This is a genomic window from Dyadobacter chenwenxiniae (assembly GCF_022869785.1).
Lineage (GTDB): Bacteria > Bacteroidota > Bacteroidia > Cytophagales > Spirosomataceae > Dyadobacter > Dyadobacter chenwenxiniae.
Genome location: NZ_CP094997.1, coordinates 4,457,445 through 4,481,991, shown reverse-complemented (window position 1 = coordinate 4,481,991; position 24,547 = coordinate 4,457,445). Strand labels below are relative to the sequence as shown.

Sequence of the window (24,547 nt, the reverse complement as noted above, 5' to 3'; positions counted from 1 at the left end):
TTATAACCTATTTTTTTTTAGTTCCGTATTAATTGATTGGATACCTTGACTAACATATTTTGGAGCATTGTTTGTGTATCCATTGATGACCTCCCATATTTGGGAGGATTTGTTAATCCGTAATTCCAGCGGGTAACCGTTAGCTCTAAGCGCAAATTGGCTTATAAATATACCCGAGGAATCATAAAGCACTTTCGTCCTTATTTTATGTTTTTTCATAAAATCGGAGACTTTCTCTTTTGAGTCTAACTTTCCATCTACTACTGACAAAAAGACAACATCCTGATGATCAGCGTATTTGTTAGCAAGGCTGTCAAACGCACTAAGTTTAGTGATGCAAGGTGCACAAGTAGTATACCAAAAATCTACTATCACTATTTTATTATTTAATACTTCATTCTGAAATGGATTAACTCCGTCCAGCTCAATCGTCTTACCATTGGTCGTTAATTCACTGTAATCAGCAGAACTAATTGTATTTTCAAATAGGTAGGTTTCAATATTATTGTAAGAAATGAATATAAGTGAAACTACACCTATTGCCCAAGCCAATGAGATCACATTTTTGTTTTGATGTGCGAAGTAGGCGGTCGCAACGGAGCTGAAATTAATTAACATATATGTTGGCATCAGATAGGGATACCAAAATTGTCTGTTATCGAAATACGTGAAAAGAGGTAAGAATAGGATGCTCGCTAGGAAAGCAGCTAGATATGTCCTATTTCGCCTTGCGAAATAAAAGAACGCAATTGCAAAGTAAACGACTCCTGAAAGTATAAAGCTGGCAAGCCATCCATAAGTAATTCTAATTTGTCCAGGGATGAAGATGGAGATAGTAAATAAAAAGATTTTGAAAATCAGCTCTATCCAAAGTATATAACTACCTTTCATGTTCGTCGGCAAAATAAAATGCAACTCCCATATTATTTTAAGGGAGTTGCGCTAAGATTCATTGAAGGAAAAGAGATACTAAGCCACTCTGCACTTCCCAGTGCAGTTTGAAGTGCCAAAAACACCGCAGCTCGAATTATAAGCATCTCTACAATTACCTTTATCACATGTATTATCCCATCCAAGACAACCTAAGTCATATCTGCATTCGCAGGTCGCTCCGCCGCTGCCGCCTTCAGAAGCTTTTGCAGAGACACGGCTGTTTAACGATCCAAGGTCAGCCTCGGCCACTCCTAAGCCAGCAAGCGTTCCTACTCTAAAAAGAACTTCACGTGGAATTGTGCCATTGGCGAGTGGTTCGACCAGCCAACTTTTTTCGAATTTTGCTATTCTTTCCTTGATTAAAGGATCATTGGCATTTTCAAATATTTCAATAGTATTAAATTTCCTAAGCAGCTCAATATGTGCAATGACATCTTTGGATAGTTTGTTGCTGGATAAATACTTATCAATATGCTTATTCCAAAGAACTACTTTTTCTGCACCACTCAGCTTAGCATATCCCAACGGAACAACCCTATGAGGCAATGCCATAACTTCATCTACTAATTGCGTACTCCCTTGTTCTTTTTCATCCGGAGAGATGGCCAACTCATTATTGCAAGCCATAAAAGTAAAGGCAACAATGCACATTGTGCAAATCATTCTTACGATAGCCGTACTCTTTTTCATAAAATTCTGGTTTGTTTTTGTAAAATAATTAAGGTTTTTATTTCAATTCGTACTTAAAACAATGCTCTGAAAATATCTACTCATAGAAATGCATTATATTTTTTATAAATATTATTTAGCAAAAAAAAGATAATGTAATAGCTAATCACTGACGTAAGAAATACAGGGATTTAATTTAATCTAGATCTGCACGATATTGATGACGAAGGTCCGTTTTTTTATGTGTGGAAATTTCAAATGTTTTCCGCATTCTCTTTTATGAATTTTCTTTTGTTGAAAAATTTCGTTGATACATCGCGTTTTGAAAAAATATACCTGGATATCAAATATATTTTTTTATCAGGGATTGGGACAATTCCCACATGAGTTCCATCCTGAATAGGTTCATGAACCCAATTAATATAAAGAGTATCGTCGGAAAACCTACCAAAGTTCCATTCCTCAATTCCCTTATATTGTAAGTCTTTAATGACTTTGGAATTATAAGCAGAAAAGTCTAGTTCGCTTTTAGGCCAGTACCCATATTGTTGGCGATAATTAAATAGTGCAGAACTGAATTCATAGGTGGGACCCATTTTCTTCTTCTTCTTCCTAGAGTTTATTGAGGGGAAGGTAATACCCAATTCTCGAATACAAGAAACTTCGCTCAAAGTCAGAGAGCACAAAAGCAATATAATAATATTTCTCCTAAAAATCATTTTTGTTTGCGTTGCGATCCATAAATAAATAGCCCACTCGAAACTGTGCGTTTGGCGCCACGGCAACGCCCTTGTATTTTTCAATTATGCTGCTTCCAATAGTAAGTCCAGCGCCCAGCTCAAAGCTGACACGTTTTCCACTGGCGATTTGGATTCCCCAATGGGGTCTCAAATATACATACGCAGGATAATACATATTTCTGCTAATAATCGAGCCTGACTTTATGCCCGCATCTACTTGAAAGAAATTACCATTGTTTTGTTCATTTTTCCTATGCAGATTTAAATAGTACCTTAAACCGGATGCAGCAACTGCATCGAGAGATGAGTAATACTTTTCGATTACATTTCCGCTGGTAATGACAAAAGAGTATTGCAGACCTCCATGAAATATATGAGACAATTTATTTCTAATTGGAGTTTCGGATCGGTATGAAATACCAAACAGCTCAAAATTTATCTTTTTTTGTTTTTGGAGTAATGGCAAGTTGTCTTGCCCAAATAAATTATTGGGCAAGACAACAGTTACTAGGGCTAAGAGCAAAACCCTTCTAATCTTTGACAATACGAATTCCAATCGTGTTACCAAATCGCGTTGCACATGCATATACAGATCCTTCAGTGATATCGTATGTGGTACCTGTTTTGTAAATTGGTGTAAGGTTTCCACCGGTACTACTAAATCCTAAAATTGGGGTTGACCAATCAAATTTACGAGAAATTTTGTCTGTATTGTTTTCGATTTCCTCATACCGACCAAGCAAGGTTGTTACTTTATCTGGATAAATTATTCTGAATGCGGCGGTTACACTTCTTTCCCACGCGTTCTGACCGCCCAAATTCGACTTAATTAAAGAGTATAATTTTGAAACTGTTGTTGAAAGTGCTTCGTTTACGACTCCTTTCAAGGCGCTTGTAATTGCATTAGACACAGGGTCTGCCACTTGTCCATCCAGAACAGAAAAAGACGCGACATCAATACCCAGGGAGCCCAAGTGCAACTTGCCAAAGCTAACCGACGGCAAACCGGTACTCGGAGCGTTAGGCAGTTTTGTTGTAAAATTTATAGCATCCCATCCTAACCTCAGTTCTTCAACAGGTAAACTGCCGTTCCAGCCGATCCATGTTTTATGCTGAGTTTCGACTTTCAAGCCTATGGATTTGTAAACCAGGTAATTGGTGTCATAGAAAGTCAACTTCATTCTTTCATTGCCACTGTTTGGGAAGTTTATATATACGGCTTCTTTGTTCCCTAAGGCTTTTTCAATCCATTTTCCTACAATTGTTTTTTTTCCAAAAGCATGTGATTCAAAGGAGTTGTATACACTAGCGGGATGGTAATTATAACTTACTCTAGCGTTTTGTTCTTCCGGGCTGGTTGTTTCAAAGGTTTCGGCAACCTCAAAATGCACCTTCTTACTTGCACCTTGTGAAGCAAATGAATCGAAGAAAAATATTCCATCATCGATTTGCTTCGAATCACCAGCTTCGTCGTTTGCCACGTCACTGTTACCATGCTTCGGATTTGTACTAAGAATTTCTAATAGTCTTTCATAATTTTCCGATTTACATGCATACGTGCCTTGTTCCGTAACTTTATAAATAATATTGTCTACGGATAATTCGGCCTCTTCGTTTAACAAGCTGGCAAATAATTCATCCTGAATTAGGGTATCTAACGCAATTTCGCTGTTAACCTTGCTACTGGCATCGTTGTTATTTCTTAGAGAGGAAAATTCTTTATTTCCACCTATGCGTTCACTTATAAGTGTTACATAGTCTGCTTTGGGACCACTTTGGTGTAGTTGATTTACTTCGCTATTAAAATCTGCGATTGTTTTAAATGATAGGCGGCCATTCTCAATTCCTACAGGAGCCGCTGGCTTTACATCCGATTGCTCAAGCTTATTTTGACAGGAAAATGTTGACAATAGAAGCACTGGAATACATGCAGAAGCTTTTAGAAATCTTTTCATAAAGTTTGTTTTTAAATTTAAATTAATAATATTTCACTCGTTAACTGACGGTGCACCTTCGAAGATCGTACAAAAATAAATGTAACCGGAATCTATTGCTATTGCTATAAAGCAATAAATTTATTCGGGTTTTTAATATGGAACACGCGATCGTCCTTTACTGGTAATCCTCTCACTTAAAGTGCTTTATTTATGGATAAATTGTTGAAAGAGTTAAAAAGACATATTTTAATTTCAGAAAATCTAGTAGGTAGTATTACGTTGAAAACTGAAAAATATCATGTTAAGGCAAAGCAAAAATTATTAGTGCCAAATGTAAATCAAGAGCATTTACTATTTGTTGTAAGTGGAATAGCTAGGAATTATTATATATCTGATACCAGGGAGTGGACTAGCCGCTTTTTTCAACCTGGTGATTTTGTTCTTTCAATTGATAATTTTCTATTTGATCTTCCATGCACTGAATTTATCGAATCATGTACTCCAATGGAGGTCATTAGGACATCTAAAGCTGATTACAAACAATTGTTTATAGATTATCCAGAACTAAACATCGTTGCACGCAATATTGCTGATGAGAGGTTGAAGGCAAATAATGACAGAATGTATAGTTGGAGAATGTTGTCAGCAGCTGAAAGATATGATGAATTTGTTAGGGCTTATCCTAATATTTGTAAACAGGTTCAAATACAACATATTGCAAGTTATCTCGATATTAGTCCCTATAATCTATCCCGTATTCGGTCGATGAAATTATAAATGTAATAGTTGCAAAGAATGATCGTAGTGCTATATTTATTCATTTTTTTTAAATGAGCATAACGTTTAATAGCGGTATACTCATTCAAAAAATATATAGCATATCAGGTATCTAACTTATAAAGTTAGTTTGCGGAAAGCATAGCGAACGTTGCTCACAGTTTCCTTACGAGCCTTAAAATATTGTTGATCGCTCTGAAATTGTACCAGATTATGATTTGGGGATAAAAATACAAACGTGTAAATGAAATTTTGGCCGATAAAGTCCTTCCCGACATTCGGGTCCTCGACATTCAACTGGCCTTTTTTATTAAAGGTAAATTCACATTTTTCTTTACCATAGAGATACGTGAAAGCGTGGGTTTTTCCATCAAACGAAAGAGTACCTGTTCGATCGGACTCAACTAAACTTAGAATAGTTTGTTCAGGCATACCGAAGGTTTTTGGCTCTCGTGTATGGGCTTTTCCGTTAGAATCCACATAGTCCAGAGAGACTAATTCCCAACTTCCTTCGAGTTTCTTTTCCGATGCTTTGACATCTGCTCGATCATTTTCGCAGGATAACAAAAGCACATGCAGAAAAAGAATTAATGTGATTTTAAGTGCTCTCATCATTAGGTCTTTCTTCCTGGCTTAATTTTCCAATCTGAATTGAATGTTTCCATCAGCTATTGTCGCCGGTGACGGATGAGTTGTATAAATCAGTTCTCCCTTCATCTTCTTGTCATCTTCCTTATATGATAGGCCGATAGATGAAGTAATGCCGTTATATGTAACACCGACATTTGTTGTCTGCGTTGAACCTGAGTCATCCACCTCAAATGTTTGCAAGTAGTAATTAGGGCCATGTCCTGAGTTAAAATACCATCTAAACAAATTCTGGGTGGCAGTCCAAGCGGCTAAGGTGTAGCCGTCTTTTGCATGATGCCTACTCGGAACGTATTCAGTATTACTGCATGCTGTCATTGCAGTACCGCCAGCAATACTATAAATTACGCCGTCAAACCTGATTTCCGGAGCGCCATTTGCCCACCCTTCAATATCATTTAGATTTGGGCATTTGATATATTCGATTCTCTCATAGTTTCCAGACGTACGTGCGTTAACCTCTTTACTTTTAATGTCGTTATAACCCGCTCTTTCATTTCTCCCAATCACAATTACTGGAACAGTAGGCTCTTTGATTGCATCAACGCGATAGTCGTTCCCCAGATAATCGTTGCCTGAGAAAAATTCTGTTTTATTTTCAACATAAGTAGAAGGGATGTAAATGACAATTGGTGCTTCACTTTTTGTATCCCACTTCTCTATGTTAACTGGAATTGAGATGTTTAGCTTTTTATTTATTCGCATTAGAGCTTCCAGTTCATCAGAATTTAGCTCACCGCTTTTTATAAGTAAATCGGATAAACTATATCTGTCTATGATAACGTCCTTGCTCTTTGAAAATAGAATATCAAAATCTCCATCAAACTTTTTTGAAGCCTCCGATTTTAGAAATCCTCTGAACTTCTCGCTTTGCAATGACTTTGCTAGAACCTTTGCAAATTTTGACATCAGCTTATCTACCTCGTTACTCGAATCTGCAGTTCTCAGAGAACTTATATCGTTTCGAATTATTGTTTTATCCGTTGGTATTGACAGATCGGACGTGCCATTCTCAGCAGATGGGGCTAATTCTTGGCAGCCCGCAAATCCTAACCCTGCAATAACGCATGAGTAAACTGACAGTGATTTTAATTTCGATAAGAGAAACGGTAGTGATCTTTTCATAAAACAACGTGTTGGATAAAGATTGGATTTGTTGAAGATGTATGCCTCAGGCGAATAGATGATGTAAAACTAATTTTGTAACCGCAAACAAACAATTGCTTTAAGGCAAGAAATTTTGTAGTAAAATGTTGCAATGTTATTATACGATAAATTTGGGAGAGAGGGGAGAAGACATTTCAGTGCATCTCTCACCGTAATTTCTATTGAACCACAGGAAGGACATCTCCGATGATCGGGCACTTCTAGAATCCTAATGCTCTTAATGATACTGAGAATCTGTTGCCGCTAGATGGCTTGGTATCTTCGCGGGCTTTTGAGAACTCAGGCGGGCTACAACGCTTTACTCGTTTCTCGATAACGTTCGGACGATAACCATCCGTCAAAGTCTGACATGTGCGAAACTTCATGACTGTACAACTAACCTGTCCTCAGTTTTCTTTGGAAAAACTTGTAAGCAATATGATGGCTCTAAAAAAATATTGGTTCTTATTAGCTGTCAGAATGCCAAACAGGAGAAGAATACTTAGCCATACATTCTTGGATATCACTTGCTTTCCAAGCAGTTGTCCGAGGGCCAAGTTTACAAGGTTTCGGAAACCGCCCAGATCGACAGCCGTTCCACCATGTCGCTTTGCTTACCGGAATGAGTTTAAGGACCTCCGGTAATCGCAGGAATCGATCGAGGATAGCAGTTGATTCAGATTGATCCAAGTTAAACCTCCTTTGTTCAATTCAGACCATGAGTAACATCAAATGTTAGCACATGTTCATATTTTTAGGTTCGTTAATGTTCTCCCGACGAGATTTACTTTTGAGCAGTCTCATGCGAATTAGGTAGGTAAAGGAATCTGGATTGCGACTATAATGACCAGTGACTAAGCGCTGCCATTGTTAGGCGATATTGTATCAGAATTCGCAGTTATATATTTCTTGAGTGTAAGAAAACGCATCAATGCGGTTTTCAATAGATCAAATCTAGCCAATTAGATTCTCGCGTAATATAGCAAAACAGGAAAGGGAGTAGTAAAGCATGGTTATGTAGTATGTAGGGTAACCTTTAACGGGTTGAGAATATTAAGTTAAAATTGACAATCTATGATAGAGATTCTATGAACGACTAGTGATGACCGGTTGATTCTTCTGGTACTGAACCGACATAGAGTGAGGAGCTAAATGGAAGTTGACGAACCTGACAAGCAGCAATTGATGAGCCGAAAAGCTGCTGCTGAATATCTTGGGACAACGGCTGGTGTGATGGCTGTTTGGGATTGTCTCAAACGCTATGACTTCAACCCCAGAAAAATTGCCGGGAATGGTTTACTATCATAAGGATGATCTGGATAGGCATCTGAACCGGATGTTCTTTGCCTAAATCGAGTATTTAAAAGCGGGGAGGAAAAGTTCTCGATAAACTTTTCCTCCCCTGTGCCCTTATCACACCAGTTTCCCCGGAGGAGCGCAATGGACAAGGACCATGCGGACAGTATACCTATATCCAAAATTCTGGACAAGCTTCAAATCAAACCCCAGCATATCGGCAAATCAAAGGCGTTATACCGCTCTCCAATTACGAAGGAGCAGGAGGCCAGTTTCTGGGTCTACTTCAAGACGAATAGCTGGTACGATTACGCTATACCAACCGGAGGAACTCTTGATGACTTTGTCCAGCGCTATCTCAAATTTACCGGGGAAGCCAATACACCGGTAGACGTCTTACGCTGGATAGGCAATATGGCGAATGACAGTCGGCCGGTGGCGAAACTCGCGACGGCTTTTGTAGACAGTAAGGTTGACAGGCAAGTTTTGTTTGTCAAATCGGCTGAACAGATACGCTTTTTAGGACTGATAAAATACCTTGAAGGCTTGAGCATTCCGGTATCGACTGCCCGCCTATATGCGAAAGAGCTCAAAGTCTTAAACCGTAAATCCGGTAGAACATTTATCGCTATCGGTACGAAGAATGAAAACGATGGTTATGAGCTCCGCAATCCGTTCTTCAACGGTTCCGTCCAGCCCGGCGGCATTACGTTTTTCCGTGGAACAAATTCGCCTTCCAAAGGCTTACATATCTTCAAGGACATCTTTGATTTCTTGTCCATTCTGACACAGCTTGATTGCCAGGCATGGGAGCATGATACAATTGTCTTGCATGCTCATTCAAATGCAGCAGTCACTGCCCCTTACATTCAGCACTACGGTTATAAGACCATGTATACCTGGATGGATAATGACTTAGGTGGGCAAAGGGCTACACGTGTCCTTCATGGCTTCATCCGGAGCCAGCCCGGTCTAGTGCATCTGAAAATGAACCGGGTCTACGAGGATTTTCTTTCTGTCAATGCATGGCATGTCGCTTGGCAAGCAGACAAGAACCGCCTGAAACTGTAACCGCATTTTAGCCAAGGGTGCGTCGTCAATGTCTCCGCAGATAGGGATGACTTTATGTGACGATAACCAGCCCACTCATTCCACCAACAAGAATTTTCCCCTGCCTTCGGCATTCCGCGCGCGACCAAAATTCTTGCCGGTTCATTCGCTTATAGCTGGTTTTTTGGTCACCATCATCCCCAACCTGCGGAGAGCTAAAACATGACCTTGCATTCCTCGACTTATAAATCCAGAGAGTACTCTATCGGGCAACCCGTTAGCGACATATACACTCGCGTTACCAACAAGGTTCTTGCCGACCTTGAAAATGGTGAATTGACTTGGCGTAAACCCTGGAACAGTGAAAATCTTACCGGATCGATCACAGTTCCTAAACGCTGGAACGCGGTCCCCTACAGCGGGATCAATATTGTCCTCCTGTGGGCAACCGCCTCAGAGCAAGGCTATACATCGCCGTATTGGATGACATTCAAACAGGCCGTCGACCTGAAGGCTTGTGTTCGCAAAGGTGAAAAGGGAACGCAGATTGTTTACGCTGACAAGCTCGTCAAAGAAGAAGAGAACGACAAAGGTGAACTTGAAGAAAAACATATCCCATATCTGAAAGCCTATACTGTCTTTAACGCATCGCAAATCGATGGCCTGCCAGAGAACTATTATGAAACCCCTGCTGGTAAAAACCAGGAACATGCCCAGCGCATAGCGAGCCTCGAAACCTTTTTTGCCAGCACCAAGGCAGAAATTTACTCGGGTACCAAGGCGGCGTATAACCAAACAGCCGATAAGATCCAGATGCCTTCTTTTGCAAGTTTCAATACTCCACTAGATTATTACAGCACATTGGCGCACGAACTCACCCATTGGACCAAGCATCCTGCGCGCCTAAACCGTGATTTCGGGCGGAAGCACTTTGGCGATGAAGGATATGCCAAAGAGGAGCTGGTAGCAGAATTGGGTGCGTGTTTTCTGGGCGCAGCCCTGGACTTTAAACCAATGCCTGAAGAGCATCATGCCGCTTACGTCCAATCTTGGTTGAAGGTGCTGAAAGACGACAAGCGGTTTATCTTCTCTGCGGCATCACATGCACAGAAGGCAGTAGAATTTCTCTGCAAACCACAGTAATACAAAGCCGTTGTTCGCCCGTGGCCTTGTCTGTCACTCTGTTGTATTTCTGACCAATGCGGCAAGTCTAGAAGTGGGATCAGCATTAATCAGTCTTGGTCTCTGCAATCTTTCCTGGTGTTTTGTTGCTAAAAGCGCGCTCCATCCGTCTTTTATGCAGCAGCGATTTATTCCCTCTGCCTGTACCCGCTACAATGTTAATTTGGGTAGCCTCCATATGGATACGACGTTTTATGCGAGCTATTTGTAAAAATCTGGCCAAAATAGGGGACCCTCAGTAGTGTTCAGACGCCCCTGAAAATATGATAAGCCTTCATAACCTTATCATATTCTTGTTTCGATTTCAACTTTTTAGGATCTTCCGTTAAGAATTCGGATAACCTGTCCTGCACTTCATCGTGCAGGTAAAAGAACGGAGAGTCGAACCGGGAATAGATTTTGAGCGTAGTGATAGTCGTCGCAATCCATCCAAGGTGTGGAATGTATGAATCGGTATTAAACTTCTCAATCTCTCTTATGAAGTGGTATCCTTCTAATGCCATAGCCTCTTTTCGGCATTTTAGCAGTTGTAGGCCTAAAAGTATAAAGAAATGAACAAACGGCCGGATTGAGTTATTTGTAGGTCTGATATGCAGCAGGTGGGCGGCCGTTTAAGTATTTGCAGTTTGGAAAACTGCAAATAAATCGAATCCAGACTGGAATCGACAACCTCAAACTAAGCCTCGAATCACCTATTATTTAGTGTTTTTTGTCTTTGGGAGGGTTGGGGTCGTTTCCGTAAGAGTCGGAATCGCGAATGCCTCCCTTAGAACGATGTATGACTACCTCTGACTCTTGGTTCTTTGCAATGGAGCGGGCTTTTTCGATGGCTTCTTTCTGAGTATCGAATACGCCAGTAGCCTTTTTATTACCTTCTCCAATTACTTTCCAACCGTTTTCGTGTTTTGTTACATGCTGATCTTTTCCCATTTCAATTCTATTTAGTTTACTTCTGAAATTTAACTAAAATATGATTTAAGTCCAATTGAAAGGTCATGAATAACGAGCTCAGTAAGTTTTTTTTGTTATGTAGCTGTTAACCAGCAGCCTACGGTATTGATAAGTCTCAAATCCCTCAGCCCTAGTTGCATGATGCTAGCCGTTATAAATCGCTAAGAGTTTCTGACTGAAATTTTAAGTTTAAGCAACCGGGATTTGTTTATATGTAAACCATCGTTTACCCCTGAACATATGCGTGGCTTTTTTAGCGTATCCCTCCTGTCCAACCCCCTGTATTTCAATGGCTCTCTAAATCCCACTAACTGGATTTTAAAGAAATTCTGTTCGAATATAAACGATGGATTACCTCTGTGCAGAAGGAGCTTAAAAGGCTATGAAACAGGCAATTGCGTACTATCGGGTTTCGACGAGCAGCCAAGGTAGAAGTGGTCTCGGGCTTGACGCGCAGCAGTCGGCGGTAGTCAGTTACTGTAAAGCAAATGGTTTTGAACTCGTCCAGGAAGTAATAGAAGTGCGATCAACCAGAAAATACAGAGTGGGTTTGTACCACGCAATGAACTTATGCAGGGAAATGAGAGCGACGCTGATTGTCGCCAGACTGGACAGGCTGGGACGTGATGTTGAGCAGATCGCAGGTATCGTCAAATCTAATATAGAGATTATTGTCACTGATAACCCGCACGCGAACCGGCTTACGATCCATATTTTGGCTGCGGTTGCCGAGGATTATCGACAGCGGATCAGTGAGAATACCAAAGCAGCATTAAACGCTGCACGCCGTAAGGGTACTGTGCTTGGAAAAAATGGGAAAGCGCTTGCAATCGCAAACAGGCGTGCATCAGAGGAATTTGCAAAGAGCCTGCTGCCAATTATATGGAAGTTGAGATTGAAAGGGATCATATCGGTTCGTGCGGTCGCCAAAGAATTAAATAGAAGAGCAGTGCCGACTTTTCGCGGTAACAGCCGATGGCACCCAAGTACGGTCTGTGCCCTGTTGCAAAAACTGAAATGCCAACTCACATAAAATGAGCTGGCAACATATAGTAGAACTACTAAAACATGACTAAAATGGCCTATCAAGACAGCAGCGACATTTTATTTGATGAACTGGCAATTTGGGAAAGCTCGGAAGGGAAACGTTCTTTGGGCGGCTTTTCTTTGAATGCCGATTGTGACTGTGCAGGCTATACTTCCATCATTGACGATGACAACGATGATACCCAGGCGAGCACCTGAACTGCTGCTCCGTCCCATTGACGAGGAGCATGCCTATGCCGTTAACTGCGCTGTTCCGGGCTCTTTCCGGATCTTGAATAAGGTTCAGTACGAAATTCTTAATGCTGTTAACGGTAGAGATCCTTTGGCGGTTTTGTCCATGCGTACCGGGGTGAATACGGAAACGTTGGAGCGCTTTTTGATAATGCTTTCCCGCACTGAAATCGTTCGGTTTGACGATCATTTCAGTGTCCCTCAAAAGACGCTCCAACCGAAATCGTTGAATTTCTGGATCCATACAACCAACGCTTGCAATCTAGGATGCAGCTATTGTTATATAGCGACATTGAACAACGGGAAGGGAATGTCTGAGCACGTCCGAAACCAGTTGCTGCACAAGTTGGAAGAAACTGTTCGCAATCGGAAAATCCGGCATGTGAAATTCCGTTTGGCAGGCGGTGAGCCGTTAAGCCAGTTTAGAGCCTGGCAGACATTTATTCCGGTTGCCAGGGAAAGATTGCAACAGTTTGGGTGCGTGATCGATTTTTCATTCCTGACCAACCTGACAATGCTGAATGAAGAGATGGTTGAATTCTCCAAACAGCATAACATCGGCTATGGCGTGTCGATAGACGGGGTGGGCGATAGGCATGACGCGACGCGGAAATTCCGGTCAGGAAAGGGTTCTTTCCCGGTGGTCGACACCAATTTGCGTAAGCTCGTGTTGAATGGCATTTCTGTGTCGGTAACGACAGTAATCAGCAATCAAAACCTGACCGCTTTGCCGGAGCTGACCCGGTATCTGATCGCGCTCGATGTCCCATTTCGCTATTCTATTGTAAAAGGCGAGACCATCGATGCTGTATCATTGGAAGCATATCTCTCCGCGTCTTACGGCATCATGGGAGAGGCTATTGATATCGGATGGCAATTTTCCAGGCGTCATCAGTTTTGTGACTTAAAACCCAATGAGCTTGGTTTTCAAACTTGTGCTTCGGGTTTTTCCGGAGGTGCAATCGATGTCGATGGCTCTCTGAAATATTGCCATGTTCATTTCGGAGACGAATCGGAACGGTCTCATTCCATATTCGATCCAAGTTTGGACTTGGTCGATATGATCGAGCAGGGAAGCCATTATGAGGACGACCGCTCCGGTGACTGCCTCAAATGCAGGTATCGCTTCGTTTGCACAAGCGGTTGCCCTGTTTATCGGGTAGACCAGAAGGACCCGCAATGCAGCATATATCACAAATTCATTCCTAAGATTTATGAGCTGCAAGCGAGAGAACGCTTGAATTCTCTCCACAAAAATGAGAACATTTAGCCAGAGACTATTTTTGTGCTGAAAGGAGCCGAAATTGGCGTTAGCGATTTCCGTCTTTGCCTTGCTTGCGACTTTTTACCAACTTTACCTGCAGCGTGCTCATAATGAAAAGTCCTTGAAACCGTTGCCCCAGATCGACTTCTTCGATCGTGGCAAGGTCATCTACATCCATGTCCAAAACAACGGTGTCGGCCCATTGATCATCGAAAGCCTTAGTTTTACAAGAAATGGCGAGGCTTACTCCGATATCGAAGCATGTCTGGATCTGTGCCCACGCTCATATATGCATATGCAGATTACGAGTTCTTCGAAAAAGGTTGTGCTGCCCGGAGAATTTTTAGAAGTGTTTTCCACCCGGTTCGGGGATTATGCGGGTGAAGTTGAAATGAATAATGTGAGGCGGCAGCTTGCCAGCCTGCATTTAATGGCAACCGGCCGGGATATTTATGACAACGAGATCGTCGTGGAAAGAGAGTTTGACTGGTTTTGCCGCCATCAACAAGAATAAAATATTTAATTAATGTCAAGTTTATTGATTAAAAAACTTGACATTTTGCTGTGAATATGCTAGTTTAGTGACATGACCTATTTGTCTGCAACCATCCAGGAACAAATTAAAGCTATACCAGATGATACAAGCTTCGGGTATGGGCAATTGACAATACCTGCCCGGCAATATCAGTCTGCGGCTAAAGTACTGGAACGGCTGCAAAAGAAGGGCCTAATCAGAAAATTGTCTAAGGGCATCTTTTACAAACCGAAAAAAACAATTTTCGGCGAGAAAAAGCCCGGCGAAGAACAGATATTAAAGCCATACCTGTACCGGGACAGCCAGCGGATTGCTTACATCACGGGGACATACCTTTACAATCAAATGGGGCTGACGACCCAGGTTCCCGCCATTATCCAGATAGCCAGCCGAGACCGGCGCATTTTTATAAACAGAGGTACCATCCAGGCGACAGCGGTAAAAAGCTATGTCGATGTCAGTGAAGACAATTACCGTCTGCTTGGGTTGCTCGACGCATTGAAGGATATGAAAGATATTGCAGACCTTGATCTGCAAGCGGCCATCGAGATTGTCACAAATCAAATTCGTCAATTAACGAAGGGCGAACTCACAGAGATAGTCGGATACGCCCTGAAATACCCACCGCGTGTCCGGGCACTGTTAGGGGCGATATTGTCAGTGATGGGAAAGGCGGCCATAGCGAAGATTTTAAAGGAGAGCCTCAATCCTTTGACGGTTTTCAAATTAGGAATTAATGATAGATTGTTGCCGTCAGCACCGGAATGGAACATTCAATGAGATTGCATGAAGATCGTGAACTCTTTAAAGATGCCGTGTCCATCACAGCAGAATACAAGGGCTTGCCGGAGATTTATGTTGAAAAGGATTACTGGATAACGCTTGTGTTGCAGCGGATTTTTCAAGGGCCCTTAGGTAAACACACCGTATTCAAAGGCGGAACCGCGCTTTCCAAATGCTTTAGCTATATCAACAGGTTCTCGGAAGATATCGATTTGGTAATCATAAAGGAGCCGGGGTTATCTGCGAACCAACTAAAGGAACGCCTGAAACAAATCAGTTCTCTTGTTTCAGAGCTTATGCCGGAAATCGAAACAATCGGCATTACCAATAAGAAAGGGATGATCCGTAAAACGGTACATTCTTACGCAAAGACTTTTACCGGCGACTTTGGACAGGTGCGGGACATGATTATTCTGGAAACAAGTTGGCTGGGGTCGTCGCAGCCTGCTAACAAGGGGAAGGTGTATTCCTTTATCTATGAGATGATGGTATTCAACGGACAGGCTGATTTGGCGGCAGAATATGGACTTGCGCCTTTCGAAGTGTCAGTGCTAGCCCCGCAAAGGACTTTATGTGAAAAAATCATGAGCCTTGTTCGCTTTTCACATACGGAAAACCCGGTCAAGGATCTGCGCAGCAAAGTCCGGCATGTTTATGACCTTCACCAGATGCTGGGCCAGGACGATCTTTCCGATTTCTTTAACTCGCCAGATTTTGACCAGATGTTATACAGGGTTGCCCGTGATGATCGGGAAAGCTTCCGCAATAGCAACGAGTGGCTTTATATCCCTCCTTCCGAGGCATTGGTTTTTTCTAGCCTTGAGCGTATTTGGCCTGAGCTTGCTGCGGCTTATCATGGCAGTTTTCGTACATTGGTTTTTGGATCGTTACCCACCGACGATTCAGTCAAAAAATCGATGCAGCGCATCAGCGACCGTATTGCACAGATAGATTGGCAGCCAATAAGCAAGGGCAGTTAAATCTGTTTTAACCTGTTACGTACGAAAATCCAGAGCCGACAAGTTTTTAGCGAAAGGATCGGCTAATGGCTATTTTGCTGTCACTTCTGGCCTTGCTTGCTACATTTTACCAAGCCTATTTACAACGGACACATAACGAGAAATCTATGAAACCTCTGCCTCAGATCAATTTCTTTGATCGCGGGAAGGTTATGTATGTTCATGTTCAAAATAACGGCGTTGGGCCTTTGATCATTGAAGGGCTTAAATTTAAAAAAGATGGTAGGGTTTATACTGATATTGAAGAATGTCTGGATCTGCCTCCGCGCTCTTACATGCATATGCGGATCACGGGTTCTTCAAAGAAAGTTATTCTGCCAGGAAAGTTTTTAGAGGTGTTTTCCACGCAGTTCGATGTTTGTGAGGATGATGCAAAGCTCGATAACGTTCGCCGGCAACTGACGGTAATGGCGCTGACAGTTGATGGTCGGGATATTTACGATAACAAAATTGTATTGGAAAGAGATTTTGCCTGGTTCGCCCGGCATTTGCATTCTTGAATACCCGATAGCGTACGGGTCTGTCAGTGCAGTTCTTTATCGTTTAAGGATTGTGTAAAATACTTAAAATCAACGCTCCACGTTTGCATTTCCTCACTGAGCTGCGAACGATCCGTTACATAACGAAGTGACAAAAAGTACACTAATCCTTTGAAGAAACTTTCCACTCTCTGAGAGTGTCGCCCAAAATCGTCACAAAAATCCAGGGCTTCTTTTTTCTGTTGTTCCGAAAGTGAGTACAGATATCGCCGCCAAAATTCATGCGCGAGAATATTTCTCTTGATTAAATAGGAGTCCAGTTCGTCTTCGATTATCAATTTCGGGTTCAATTTGTGCAAGCTGAATATCGCACCCAGAGTTTTAAATGTTTTCTGTGACTTGGCTGATTTTTCAAGGAATTCTATCGTCGTCACTCGATAGCCACCACCATCAAAATTTTCTAATACTTTCAAGAGTTCGCCAGAAACAAACTCCACCCTTTGCGCGGATATGAGCGCCATTCCAATTTTCGAGTACACATCGGCTCGGTTTATCATACGAAATTTGTCGGTTAAGTTATTGACTTCCATTTGTCTTTAATGTCACGTTCGAAAGCCTGCCTTCAGTGTTTGTCGATATATGCTGTCAGCCTAGCGCAAAATCCGTGACGACGCTTATCCCTGATTTTTTTGCTGTACAAAAAAATCACCTGACGGCTCCGCTTCGCTCCGGGGAGCTGTCACGTCTTCTTTGCGCTGTTTTGCTGCCATCATCGACCAACACTGAAAGGAGATTACGATGACACAAGAAAACCAAACAGAAAAGAAATACCCAACCCACACAATCTACTTCCTGACCGATAAGAAGGACAGCGATAAGAAAGACTGGAACAAAGCCGGTGCCGCTTGGATTCACGCCGATAATGACGGAATGAACCTGGTGCTAAACATCTTTGGTCAGCAAACCCCATTAACGATACGCAAATACATTCCTCGCGAGAACTAAACCGTTCTGCCGGGCAAGGCAACTTGCCCGGCTTTATCTCTCACTTATAAGGAAATTTAAGATGTCGAATTATTATGGATGTACACACTGTATTGGCAAATACAATTGGCACTGGCAAGAGGCTTTCCTTAAATTAGGTCACTGGTCCAGTAGACTCAACACGTGTTGCGTTGAAGGTATTTTGGAAGATGCGGGGTATCATGTCGAAATAACCCTGTGGCAAATGCACGTGATCATTTGTTCTATTAAAAAGAATGGGATAGAGCAGATTCCGTGCAACGTTAAGACTGGCTTTGAAAATCCGCAGGAATATTTACCCAAAGAAATCGTTGCGGTTCTTGACAAAGTATTCCCGACAGAATGGCCATATGTATTTAGAAACCCTAATTCAGTGAAACGAGCCTGGTAGCAAAACTGTTCGACCACCCTTTGTTATTCTGCCACCTCAACTTCAATGTTAACAACGATACTTCCTGATCCTGTTTCGACCGGCAGATATCTCGGATCAATCGCGGTGATGATCCGTGGCAAGTGATCGAGTAGTTGCATGAACAACGCTTCCAACCCATATCCTTGCAAAAGAACATTTTGTGATGAAAAGCCAAGCCTGATAACGTTCATGGCGTTATTCGGATCAAAATCTGCCGAGACCAAGTATGCGTAGTTGAAGAAGGCGCGTCTGCCGTCCGGCCAGACCAGGCACAGATTGCGGGCATGCCCGATAGGGTGCACGGTATCATCCGGCCTGACAAAAACAGGTTCTTGTTCGATTTCGGTTTTGGCAGGACTGTTCTCCCGCATTTGGTCAAAACGCAGCTTAAACCCTTGGCTCATAGTCGATGTCGATTGTGCGCTGTTTAGAAGTGATCGTTCTTGTCGGGGTTTTATCCTTTTGTAGCACAGGGCGCTCGCGAACAACTTGTTCTGCTATCGCTTGTATATTCTTGCGCTTTTGCATGAGCTCCAATGCGGATTGGCGATCACCCAGACGCTGTGCGTGCGTCAGTAGTTCTTCTTTGTCATCGGTGTAGATATGCACTTTGTCACGTCCGCGTGACGCCGAAACATAGAATTGCTTTGAGCTGGTTGCCGGGAACGTCGCTGCCGGTTGCGAGATAAACACTTCATCGACCGTTTTCCCCTGTGAGGCGTGGCTGGTAATACAATAAGCATGGGCGATATGCCCGAAGTCTTTGTCAATTTTGTAGTTAGTTTTATTGTCCGCACCGAGCAGTTCGATACGACCGTCTTTTTTAACAGAAGTAACTTTTAAATGCTGTCCGTTGTTGAGCCTCTTATCTCGCTCGTCAAAACCAATACGTGTAATGCGCACTTTGTCACCCTTCGCAAGGTTAAGAGACTTCGTTCGGTAAACATCGTAATAGGCGCTTTTATCCGTCGGCAAGGTTTGTGTCTCACCTTGGGCATCTTTGATCAGGACGTGATGGTCGTTGCTGTATGCGACCTGCCAGCGGCTGCCGCGCTGGATGCCCGCGACGTTCTGGTTGAACTGAATGATATTGCCTTCATTGATATTGCGCCAGTCCGCTCGCTGCGCTTCGGTAAGGTTGCGGTTAACAAGTCTGTTAATCGTGATCTCGCGTTTCCCAAGTTCACCGGAGCTTTGGAGCTTCTGGCGGATGGTATCCGTGACATCTTCTGCCTGCTGGTGCGTCGGGGAAATCACCAAAGCCGTCTTTTTGTTTTTAATGGCCAGCATATAATCGTCGATCAGCTGATTGTTCGGGCTGAGCGGATCAATTTCCTTGATGGCGCCCGACGCGTCCAGTTTTTCAAATGCACTCTTTACGTTTCCTGCGGAAAGGTCTTCAACCGCCTTACGGTAATTTTCATTACGTTGGCGGTAAATCTTGCTTACTTCGGCGGTCTTTATCTCACCAACTGTATTGAGGATGCGCAATGCATCCCCTCGTACGACTGAGCTGTGTTGTCTGGTATCGCCACCTAAAACCAGCCGGGCATTCTGTTTCGTGGTAAGATCGAGCAGGGCGGTCATATCCTTGGTACCAAGCAGGCCCGCCTCATCGACCCAGAGCACCTGGTCTTTGAGCTTTTCCTGCAGTTTTTTATCGACGAGAAGTTGTGAGACCGTTTCAGCTTCCGCAAAACCCTCATTCCGCAGGACACCGCGTGAAGCCTCTGACGTCGGTGCAACAACCATCACTGTTTTTCCAGCTTCCTCCATATGCTTGATGGCCTCTTGCATCAACGTTGTCTTGCCCGAGCCTGCCGCGCCGCGAATGATCGACACCCTGTCTGTGGTTGTCAGAAGGTGTTTGACGGCCTCGCCTTGCTGGCCGTCAAGCTTCACCTTCGGGCTGTTTGTGTAAAGCGGCCGGAGCTTGCCCTGACCGCTTCGTGCAAGCTTGACCATGTAGTGCTCTTCGGACAGCACCTCGCGGATCGTCATGAGCTTCTGGCCACGGTCAGTAATGCCGATAAGCCGCTGGTCAGCATTCAGATGGCCGGTGATCTGGTCCAGGGATATTGTGCGCTGGCCGATGCTGTGTCGGTAGGCGCTCTCCAAGAGCCTGCGGTCATGAATAACCGAGGCGCGCTCGAATCCGTGCTGCAAGGCATGATCGACACAGTCTTTTGCGTGCATGACTTCCAGCAGCTTCTCAGGGGCATTGCGGACAGCCCGCTCGCCCTTGCCATCCTGCTCCGAGCCGAGTTCACGAATTTGTCTGCGCCAATCCGCTTTAAGCTCGCTCATGCCGACACCCTGTTGCTTTTTGGCCCGGGTGCGGGCACCCAGCTCGCCCAACTCATCAATGTCCGTGATGCCCTTTTCCTTGGCGATGCGGCCAATCTCATCGGTGCGTTTGGAGAACAGATCGATTACGCGCTCGGGCACGTTTTCGATCTCGAAAGACTTGTCCGTGCGCCGGATACCATAACCCAGATCGATCAAATTGTCGGACAAGTATTTATGGAACCGTGCCTGATAATAGGGCATGTCCCGTTTTATGTCTCCAAACTCACCAGCCTTGATCCGCTGCTCAACACCGTCCCAGGTCGCGTTGAAGACAAAGCAATGTGCGTGTAAATGGGGATCGGGTAAATGCCCGTCAACCGGCCTTGCGGTCTGATGAACAAAGTCAGCCCAAGCAAGCTCGCCAGTTTGCCGGTCAGCGAACTGCCCGTCCTTTCTGACCCGGGCCTTGCAGTCAGCTTCGATATCCCGCATGGTCGCATGAACACTCGTCTCGAAAGCCTTCATCAAATGGTCATCGTCGGACAAGGCGTGCAAGATCGACAGCGACTTTGGGCAGTGGAAGTTAATGTCGTAACCGATACGCCGCTCCGCCTTCGTCCGAGGCGTCAACTGTTGGCCGGTTGCTGGGTCGATATTGTCGCATAGAGCAAAAAATGTCTCTTTGGTCGCAATTCCATCAATACCAAGTCGTTCTGCGAGCTTTCCCCGGATATGCCCATTCAATTCCTGATCATTGATGTAATAATCAGCTTTGGAGAGGGCTTGCTTGAAGTAGGCTTTGGCATGGTCAGCATTGCTGGCCTGGATCATCCGTATCATAAAAGCAGATTACGACAGAAATGAATTCGGGATAATAATTTCTTGTTACGTTAAAAGAAAAACCGATCTGTTAAACCGAAGAGCTGTACAGGGAAAACCCCTCAGGCAGTGTACGGAGATTGCTATACGGAGTGTTAACTTTTGTATCAGACGTCTCTCCTAAGCACTGCTTAGGGGGCTCAATCGACGTCGAAAACCTCTTCAAATTTGGTAAATGAATTCACGACTTCACGGCGGTGATCGAGGTTTGCAGGTCGTCGACCGTAGAAGTGCATTCCTCTCGTTTCCGAGGCGGCCTTGCCTTCGACGAACGCTGAAACCATCTCCTCGTTACAGATCATTTGGTCAATCTTGTCCATAACGAAGTGATCACCGACGTAGTAGGCTGCCATGTAACTACCGGAATAAATCACACTACACGTTGCAATTAAGGCACCTACGCTTTGGCCGAGTAGTAACCATAATATTAATCCAACCATGAGGAAGAAAGCTGGTTCAATCAGTGTCTCAACGGTGCGGATATCTTGCTTTGCACCTTTAATTTTGAAGTCCAGAAATGCCGGGTGTATTTCACCCGTAGATAGACTGAATCTCGCAAAGTCAAATACCGAAGGCTGTCGTTTGATTTCGTCATTCCGCTTGATGCACATATAAACGAAGCCCCCAATGAACATGTACCAGGTCAGGTAATCTTTCAAGAAGTCACCAAGTGGGAAGGGTGTCCACCTCTCTATACCATGGAAGATTTCGTAGTAGGTAAACACAAAATAGAGCCGATACATGAAAATCGGGTAGGCGGCAAGCAAAATGGTTACGCATGTGGCGATGAAAATTGAAAAGTATCGCTCACCAAAGTTTTTGCGAACGAACACTTCAAGCAGGAGACGCGGCACTGAGGAAATCTCCATAAATGAAGCTAAAATCCATTCCTTTAAAAGGTTCCGACGACGGAACATTGCCTGGTAATACAGATTTTTTTGCATGATTGATAAATGTTTAAATTGATTGTTATGCATTATAAAGTTGACTGAAATTCATTTTCGCATAGTTTCGACCGTTAGCGATAGTGTCGCCTTGCCGGTGTATATAGGCTTCGGCAATGAAATTGTTCGCCGGGCCGCCTGTTCGCAAAGACACGAAGGCTTCTGGTCGGACTGCCCTTTCGAGTTTGAAAGATTTTCCCCGTGTTTGTGAGAATTCTTTTGCAATCGTAACGCTCTCCGATTCATCTTCGAAAAATGCGTCCCCGATTAATTCGGATCCATATCGGTTCGTCTCAATGTCAGCGTTGGCATGAAATATTTTTGTGGCCAGCGTTCCTAAAAACGATTTCACCTTGTATTCGGATTTGTCACCACCCATACAGGCGTAGTAGTTTGGTAGGTTTTGAGAAATGTAAACAGTTGCTATTCGACTACTTCGCGCTGTGGCTTGAAAATCGGCATCATGTCCGTGAAGGAATGATTGTGCTTCGTCGGCCCAAAGGAAAACAGGGAGCTCATTTTCAAGCACATTTCGCTTTTCCATGGCTTGTTGCCAAATAAGCTTGAACATTATCTGGCAGTCGCGCCCTGTTTTTTGATAAGTCTTAACCGGTAGGTTGAGTAAGATAACCTTGCCGCGTAGACTATCTTCTGGCGTAATCGTGGATTCGCGGCTGCAAAACATTGAGTAAATAGGTTCCCGAAGCATCCGGAAAAGAAACCCTGTGAACGAAAAGTCAATGATTGATCGGGTCTTTTCGCTGAGCGGGATAAACGTGTCGTTGAAAAACTGTTCGACGAAACCGTACAATCGCACATCAGGAACGGCAGTTGTCAAAAGCAAGTTGAAGTCAGGACTTTCCCAAATCGCTTCCACTTCTTCCGCTGAAAAAGATGATCTCCATCGATCAATCTGTTCAAGAACGTTGTCTTTTGCCTTTTCCAGTGCTTTTCTATATCCGTTGAATGTGTGTTCCTCTGCGGTTTCTTCGGACAACGATGTATCCTGCTGGTCTTCCTCACCATTTTTAGGAATAGAAAGAACAATTTCATACATCAATTGGAACGAAACTTTTCCGTAGGCAAGTTGGCAAAGATCAATAACATTGAAGATGAGCATGTCTAGTGCCGTTTCCCAAAATGCGTCATCGCTTTTTCCGCTACTCATAGTTTGGCTAGCACGAATCACGGTTTTTAAAACATCTACAATGTTATCAGTGATAGGGTTAGAGCCTAAGTCGTGCGACGAAATGTAATTAAGGAAGTCGAACGAATGATGTCCATTAGGTTCAATAACATGCAAATCATCCGACCGTCCAGTCAGGCTGCAGTATTCTTCCCAAAGATGTTTCTCATCCGATTTGGCGGTTAACACCAATCCACCGAAGCCAGCTTTAAGATATTTCAACGCTAATTTCCGTCCCGAACCTGACGTCTTACCCGATCCGATCCCACCAAAGATCTGGACACCCTCAACAGCTTGGCGCACTGTCCAAACGCTACTCTGATTTTGAGAGGCAAATTCCAAGATTGGCATATTTAAATCATAATTCTTCATCGATAATTATTAAAGTGAATTGAAATTGCATGCACTCAGATTTAGTAATGGTCATGACATTCGGCCTGATGTAAGCACGGTAAGTAAGATCACCTGCTTTACATAGGACTTATCAATCACAAAATCTATCGTTGCGGAGGACTGGCCAATTGTCGGCAGCGTCTTTACCCTGGGTCTTTAATGCCTGCCGATATCTTACTAGGCCAATCAATTTGAAATCAAGGGAGATCATCTCGTCTGTTGGCATAACCACGATATCCATACTCATTATTTTTCGCAAATACATTTCAGCAAAGAGCGACGTGGTAAGGTTCGGTTCGTAACCCAATATGTCGACGATACGCTGCCGGGCAATCGGTCCGTAGGGGAGGTAGTCGCGCTCATATTGGTAGTACAAAGTTGCATCGTAGTCGTCGACAGAATTGTACTTGCATTCTTCATTGCGGATTAGTTTAATATGGTCTTCTGATAGACGATTATACTCATCCAGAGAAAGGGTTCCACTTCTAAACTGTTGAATTAGCGCACGCAAAAACGGTTCAAAGGGCATTGTTACTTGTTGCGCTGGCAGGTAACCTAAATAATACTCGATTTCGTCTTTCCCATCTTGTGCAAATTCAGGAAGGACGGTAGCTGCCGCAACCAGATCATCCCACTGAATATTAGGTGAAATCTTTTCTTCTCTCTCTTGAAGACAATTGGTCTGATTGTTCGGGGACGTTGACCAATTACGAGTTGTCATACAGATCTCCCTA

28 protein-coding genes are annotated in these 24,547 nt (G+C 43.4%); 12 read left to right on the top strand and 16 right to left on the bottom strand.

The genetic code is table 11. From position 1 onward, the window contains the following. The 4 genes from MUK70_RS19090 to MUK70_RS19075 all read right to left on the bottom strand — a co-directional run bounded on the left by MUK70_RS19090 (position 1) and on the right by MUK70_RS19075 (position 4,297). Positions 1–891: a TlpA disulfide reductase family protein gene (locus MUK70_RS19090; RefSeq protein ID WP_234654587.1), complete on the bottom strand. Its 891-nt coding sequence runs from the start codon at positions 889–891 to the stop codon at positions 1–3. 78 nt (positions 892–969) lie between these two features. Further along, on the bottom strand, positions 970–1,623 hold the full coding sequence (locus MUK70_RS19085) for a bacteriocin fulvocin C-related protein (RefSeq protein ID WP_234654585.1): 654 nt from the start codon (positions 1,621–1,623) through the stop codon (positions 970–972). A gap of 687 nt (positions 1,624–2,310) precedes the next feature. Then, positions 2,311–2,865 carry a hypothetical protein gene (locus tag MUK70_RS19080; protein WP_234654583.1) on the bottom strand — a complete coding sequence of 185 codons (555 nt, stop codon included), beginning with the start codon at positions 2,863–2,865 and terminating at the stop codon, positions 2,311–2,313. Positions 2,866–2,872: 7 nt separating this feature from the next. Then, the gene (locus MUK70_RS19075) at positions 2,873–4,297 is read right to left on the bottom strand and encodes a hypothetical protein (RefSeq protein ID WP_234654581.1); all 1,425 of its coding nucleotides are present in this window, start codon (positions 4,295–4,297) and stop codon (positions 2,873–2,875) included. Between the two features lie 192 nt (positions 4,298–4,489). Between MUK70_RS19075 and MUK70_RS19070 the strand changes: the two genes are divergently transcribed. Further along, on the top strand, positions 4,490–5,056 hold the full coding sequence (locus MUK70_RS19070) for a Crp/Fnr family transcriptional regulator (protein WP_234654579.1): 567 nt from the start codon (positions 4,490–4,492) through the stop codon (positions 5,054–5,056). 117 nt (positions 5,057–5,173) lie between these two features. On the opposite strand, the gene MUK70_RS19065 is transcribed toward MUK70_RS19070, so the two are convergent. The 3 genes from MUK70_RS19065 to MUK70_RS19055 all read right to left on the bottom strand — a co-directional run bounded on the left by MUK70_RS19065 (position 5,174) and on the right by MUK70_RS19055 (position 7,540). Further along, positions 5,174–5,671: a hypothetical protein gene (locus MUK70_RS19065; RefSeq protein ID WP_234654576.1), complete on the bottom strand. Its 498-nt coding sequence runs from the start codon at positions 5,669–5,671 to the stop codon at positions 5,174–5,176. Positions 5,672–5,689: 18 nt separating this feature from the next. After that, on the bottom strand, positions 5,690–6,829 hold the full coding sequence (locus MUK70_RS19060; protein ID WP_234654574.1) for a hypothetical protein: 1,140 nt from the start codon (positions 6,827–6,829) through the stop codon (positions 5,690–5,692). Positions 6,830–7,318: 489 nt separating this feature from the next. Next, positions 7,319–7,540 carry a helix-turn-helix transcriptional regulator gene (locus MUK70_RS19055; protein WP_234654572.1) on the bottom strand — a complete coding sequence of 74 codons (222 nt, stop codon included), beginning with the start codon at positions 7,538–7,540 and terminating at the stop codon, positions 7,319–7,321. A gap of 462 nt (positions 7,541–8,002) precedes the next feature. Here MUK70_RS19055 and MUK70_RS19050 point away from each other — a divergent pair, with 462 nt between their 5' ends. The 3 genes from MUK70_RS19050 to MUK70_RS19040 all read left to right on the top strand — a co-directional run bounded on the left by MUK70_RS19050 (position 8,003) and on the right by MUK70_RS19040 (position 10,339). Further along, on the top strand, positions 8,003–8,158 hold the full coding sequence (locus MUK70_RS19050; protein WP_244784468.1) for a hypothetical protein: 156 nt from the start codon (positions 8,003–8,005) through the stop codon (positions 8,156–8,158). 96 nt (positions 8,159–8,254) lie between these two features. Beyond that, the gene (locus MUK70_RS19045; protein ID WP_234654568.1) at positions 8,255–9,217 is read left to right on the top strand and encodes a DUF8464 domain-containing protein; all 963 of its coding nucleotides are present in this window, start codon (positions 8,255–8,257) and stop codon (positions 9,215–9,217) included. A gap of 201 nt (positions 9,218–9,418) precedes the next feature. After that, on the top strand, positions 9,419–10,339 hold the full coding sequence (locus tag MUK70_RS19040) for an ArdC family protein (protein ID WP_234654566.1): 921 nt from the start codon (positions 9,419–9,421) through the stop codon (positions 10,337–10,339). An 85-nt stretch (positions 10,340–10,424) separates the two neighbouring features. Here MUK70_RS19040 and MUK70_RS30865 read toward each other — a convergent pair whose 3' ends face one another. The 3 genes from MUK70_RS30865 to MUK70_RS19030 all read right to left on the bottom strand — a co-directional run bounded on the left by MUK70_RS30865 (position 10,425) and on the right by MUK70_RS19030 (position 11,308). Beyond that, positions 10,425–10,556, bottom strand: coding sequence for a hypothetical protein (locus MUK70_RS30865; RefSeq protein ID WP_255716215.1), 132 nt, complete (start codon positions 10,554–10,556; stop codon positions 10,425–10,427). Between the two features lie 67 nt (positions 10,557–10,623). After that, entirely contained in the window at positions 10,624–10,881 is a 258-nt protein-coding gene (locus tag MUK70_RS19035; protein ID WP_234654565.1) for a hypothetical protein, read from the bottom strand. A gap of 196 nt (positions 10,882–11,077) precedes the next feature. Continuing rightward, entirely contained in the window at positions 11,078–11,308 is a 231-nt protein-coding gene (locus tag MUK70_RS19030; RefSeq protein ID WP_234654562.1) for a DUF2188 domain-containing protein, read from the bottom strand. 403 nt (positions 11,309–11,711) lie between these two features. Here MUK70_RS19030 and MUK70_RS19025 point away from each other — a divergent pair, with 403 nt between their 5' ends. The 7 genes from MUK70_RS19025 to MUK70_RS18995 all read left to right on the top strand — a co-directional run bounded on the left by MUK70_RS19025 (position 11,712) and on the right by MUK70_RS18995 (position 16,708). Next, on the top strand, positions 11,712–12,362 hold the full coding sequence (locus MUK70_RS19025) for a recombinase family protein (protein ID WP_234654560.1): 651 nt from the start codon (positions 11,712–11,714) through the stop codon (positions 12,360–12,362). Between the two features lie 44 nt (positions 12,363–12,406). After that, positions 12,407–12,574: a hypothetical protein gene (locus MUK70_RS19020; protein ID WP_234654558.1), complete on the top strand. Its 168-nt coding sequence runs from the start codon at positions 12,407–12,409 to the stop codon at positions 12,572–12,574. Beyond that, the gene (locus MUK70_RS19015; protein WP_244784466.1) at positions 12,552–13,877 is read left to right on the top strand and encodes a radical SAM/SPASM domain-containing protein; all 1,326 of its coding nucleotides are present in this window, start codon (positions 12,552–12,554) and stop codon (positions 13,875–13,877) included. The genes MUK70_RS19020 and MUK70_RS19015 overlap by 23 nt, the downstream gene beginning before the upstream one ends. Positions 13,878–13,911: 34 nt before the next feature. After that, positions 13,912–14,385: a hypothetical protein gene (locus MUK70_RS19010; RefSeq protein WP_234654554.1), complete on the top strand. Its 474-nt coding sequence runs from the start codon at positions 13,912–13,914 to the stop codon at positions 14,383–14,385. 72 nt (positions 14,386–14,457) lie between these two features. Beyond that, the gene (locus MUK70_RS19005; RefSeq protein ID WP_234654553.1) at positions 14,458–15,186 is read left to right on the top strand and encodes a DUF6088 family protein; all 729 of its coding nucleotides are present in this window, start codon (positions 14,458–14,460) and stop codon (positions 15,184–15,186) included. After that, positions 15,171–16,169 (top strand): nucleotidyl transferase AbiEii/AbiGii toxin family protein, encoded by a 999-nt coding sequence (locus tag MUK70_RS19000; RefSeq protein WP_234654551.1) that lies wholly within the window; start codon positions 15,171–15,173, stop codon positions 16,167–16,169. Before MUK70_RS19005 ends, MUK70_RS19000 begins: the two co-directional genes overlap by 16 nt. Before the next feature lie 146 nt (positions 16,170–16,315). Continuing rightward, on the top strand, positions 16,316–16,708 hold the full coding sequence (locus MUK70_RS18995; protein ID WP_234654549.1) for a hypothetical protein: 393 nt from the start codon (positions 16,316–16,318) through the stop codon (positions 16,706–16,708). 23 nt (positions 16,709–16,731) lie between these two features. Here MUK70_RS18995 and MUK70_RS18990 read toward each other — a convergent pair whose 3' ends face one another. Next, positions 16,732–17,244, bottom strand: coding sequence for a hypothetical protein (locus tag MUK70_RS18990; RefSeq protein WP_244784464.1), 513 nt, complete (start codon positions 17,242–17,244; stop codon positions 16,732–16,734). A gap of 241 nt (positions 17,245–17,485) precedes the next feature. On the opposite strand from MUK70_RS18990, the gene MUK70_RS18985 reads away from it, so the two are divergent. Further along, positions 17,486–17,692, top strand: a complete 207-nt coding sequence (locus MUK70_RS18985) for a hypothetical protein (RefSeq protein WP_234654545.1) — start codon at positions 17,486–17,488, stop codon at positions 17,690–17,692. A 432-nt stretch (positions 17,693–18,124) separates the two neighbouring features. Here the strand turns inward: MUK70_RS18985 and MUK70_RS18980 are convergent, their stop codons facing one another. From MUK70_RS18980 to MUK70_RS18960, 5 genes are all read right to left on the bottom strand, one after another. Further along, complete coding sequence (locus MUK70_RS18980; protein WP_234654543.1) at positions 18,125–18,526, bottom strand: hypothetical protein; 402 nt, start codon at positions 18,524–18,526, stop codon at positions 18,125–18,127. Further along, positions 18,510–21,251: a MobF family relaxase gene (gene mobF, locus MUK70_RS18975; RefSeq protein ID WP_234654541.1), complete on the bottom strand. Its 2,742-nt coding sequence runs from the start codon at positions 21,249–21,251 to the stop codon at positions 18,510–18,512. Before mobF ends, MUK70_RS18980 begins: the two co-directional genes overlap by 17 nt. A gap of 179 nt (positions 21,252–21,430) precedes the next feature. Next, positions 21,431–22,234, bottom strand: coding sequence for a hypothetical protein (locus MUK70_RS18970; RefSeq protein WP_234654539.1), 804 nt, complete (start codon positions 22,232–22,234; stop codon positions 21,431–21,433). Between the two features lie 25 nt (positions 22,235–22,259). Further along, positions 22,260–23,771, bottom strand: coding sequence for a type IV secretory system conjugative DNA transfer family protein (locus MUK70_RS18965; RefSeq protein WP_234654537.1), 1,512 nt, complete (start codon positions 23,769–23,771; stop codon positions 22,260–22,262). Between the two features lie 133 nt (positions 23,772–23,904). Beyond that, a complete protein-coding gene (locus MUK70_RS18960) occupies positions 23,905–24,534 on the bottom strand; it encodes a hypothetical protein (RefSeq protein ID WP_234654535.1) in 630 nt (209 codons plus the stop codon). Positions 24,535–24,547 lie beyond the last annotated feature (13 nt).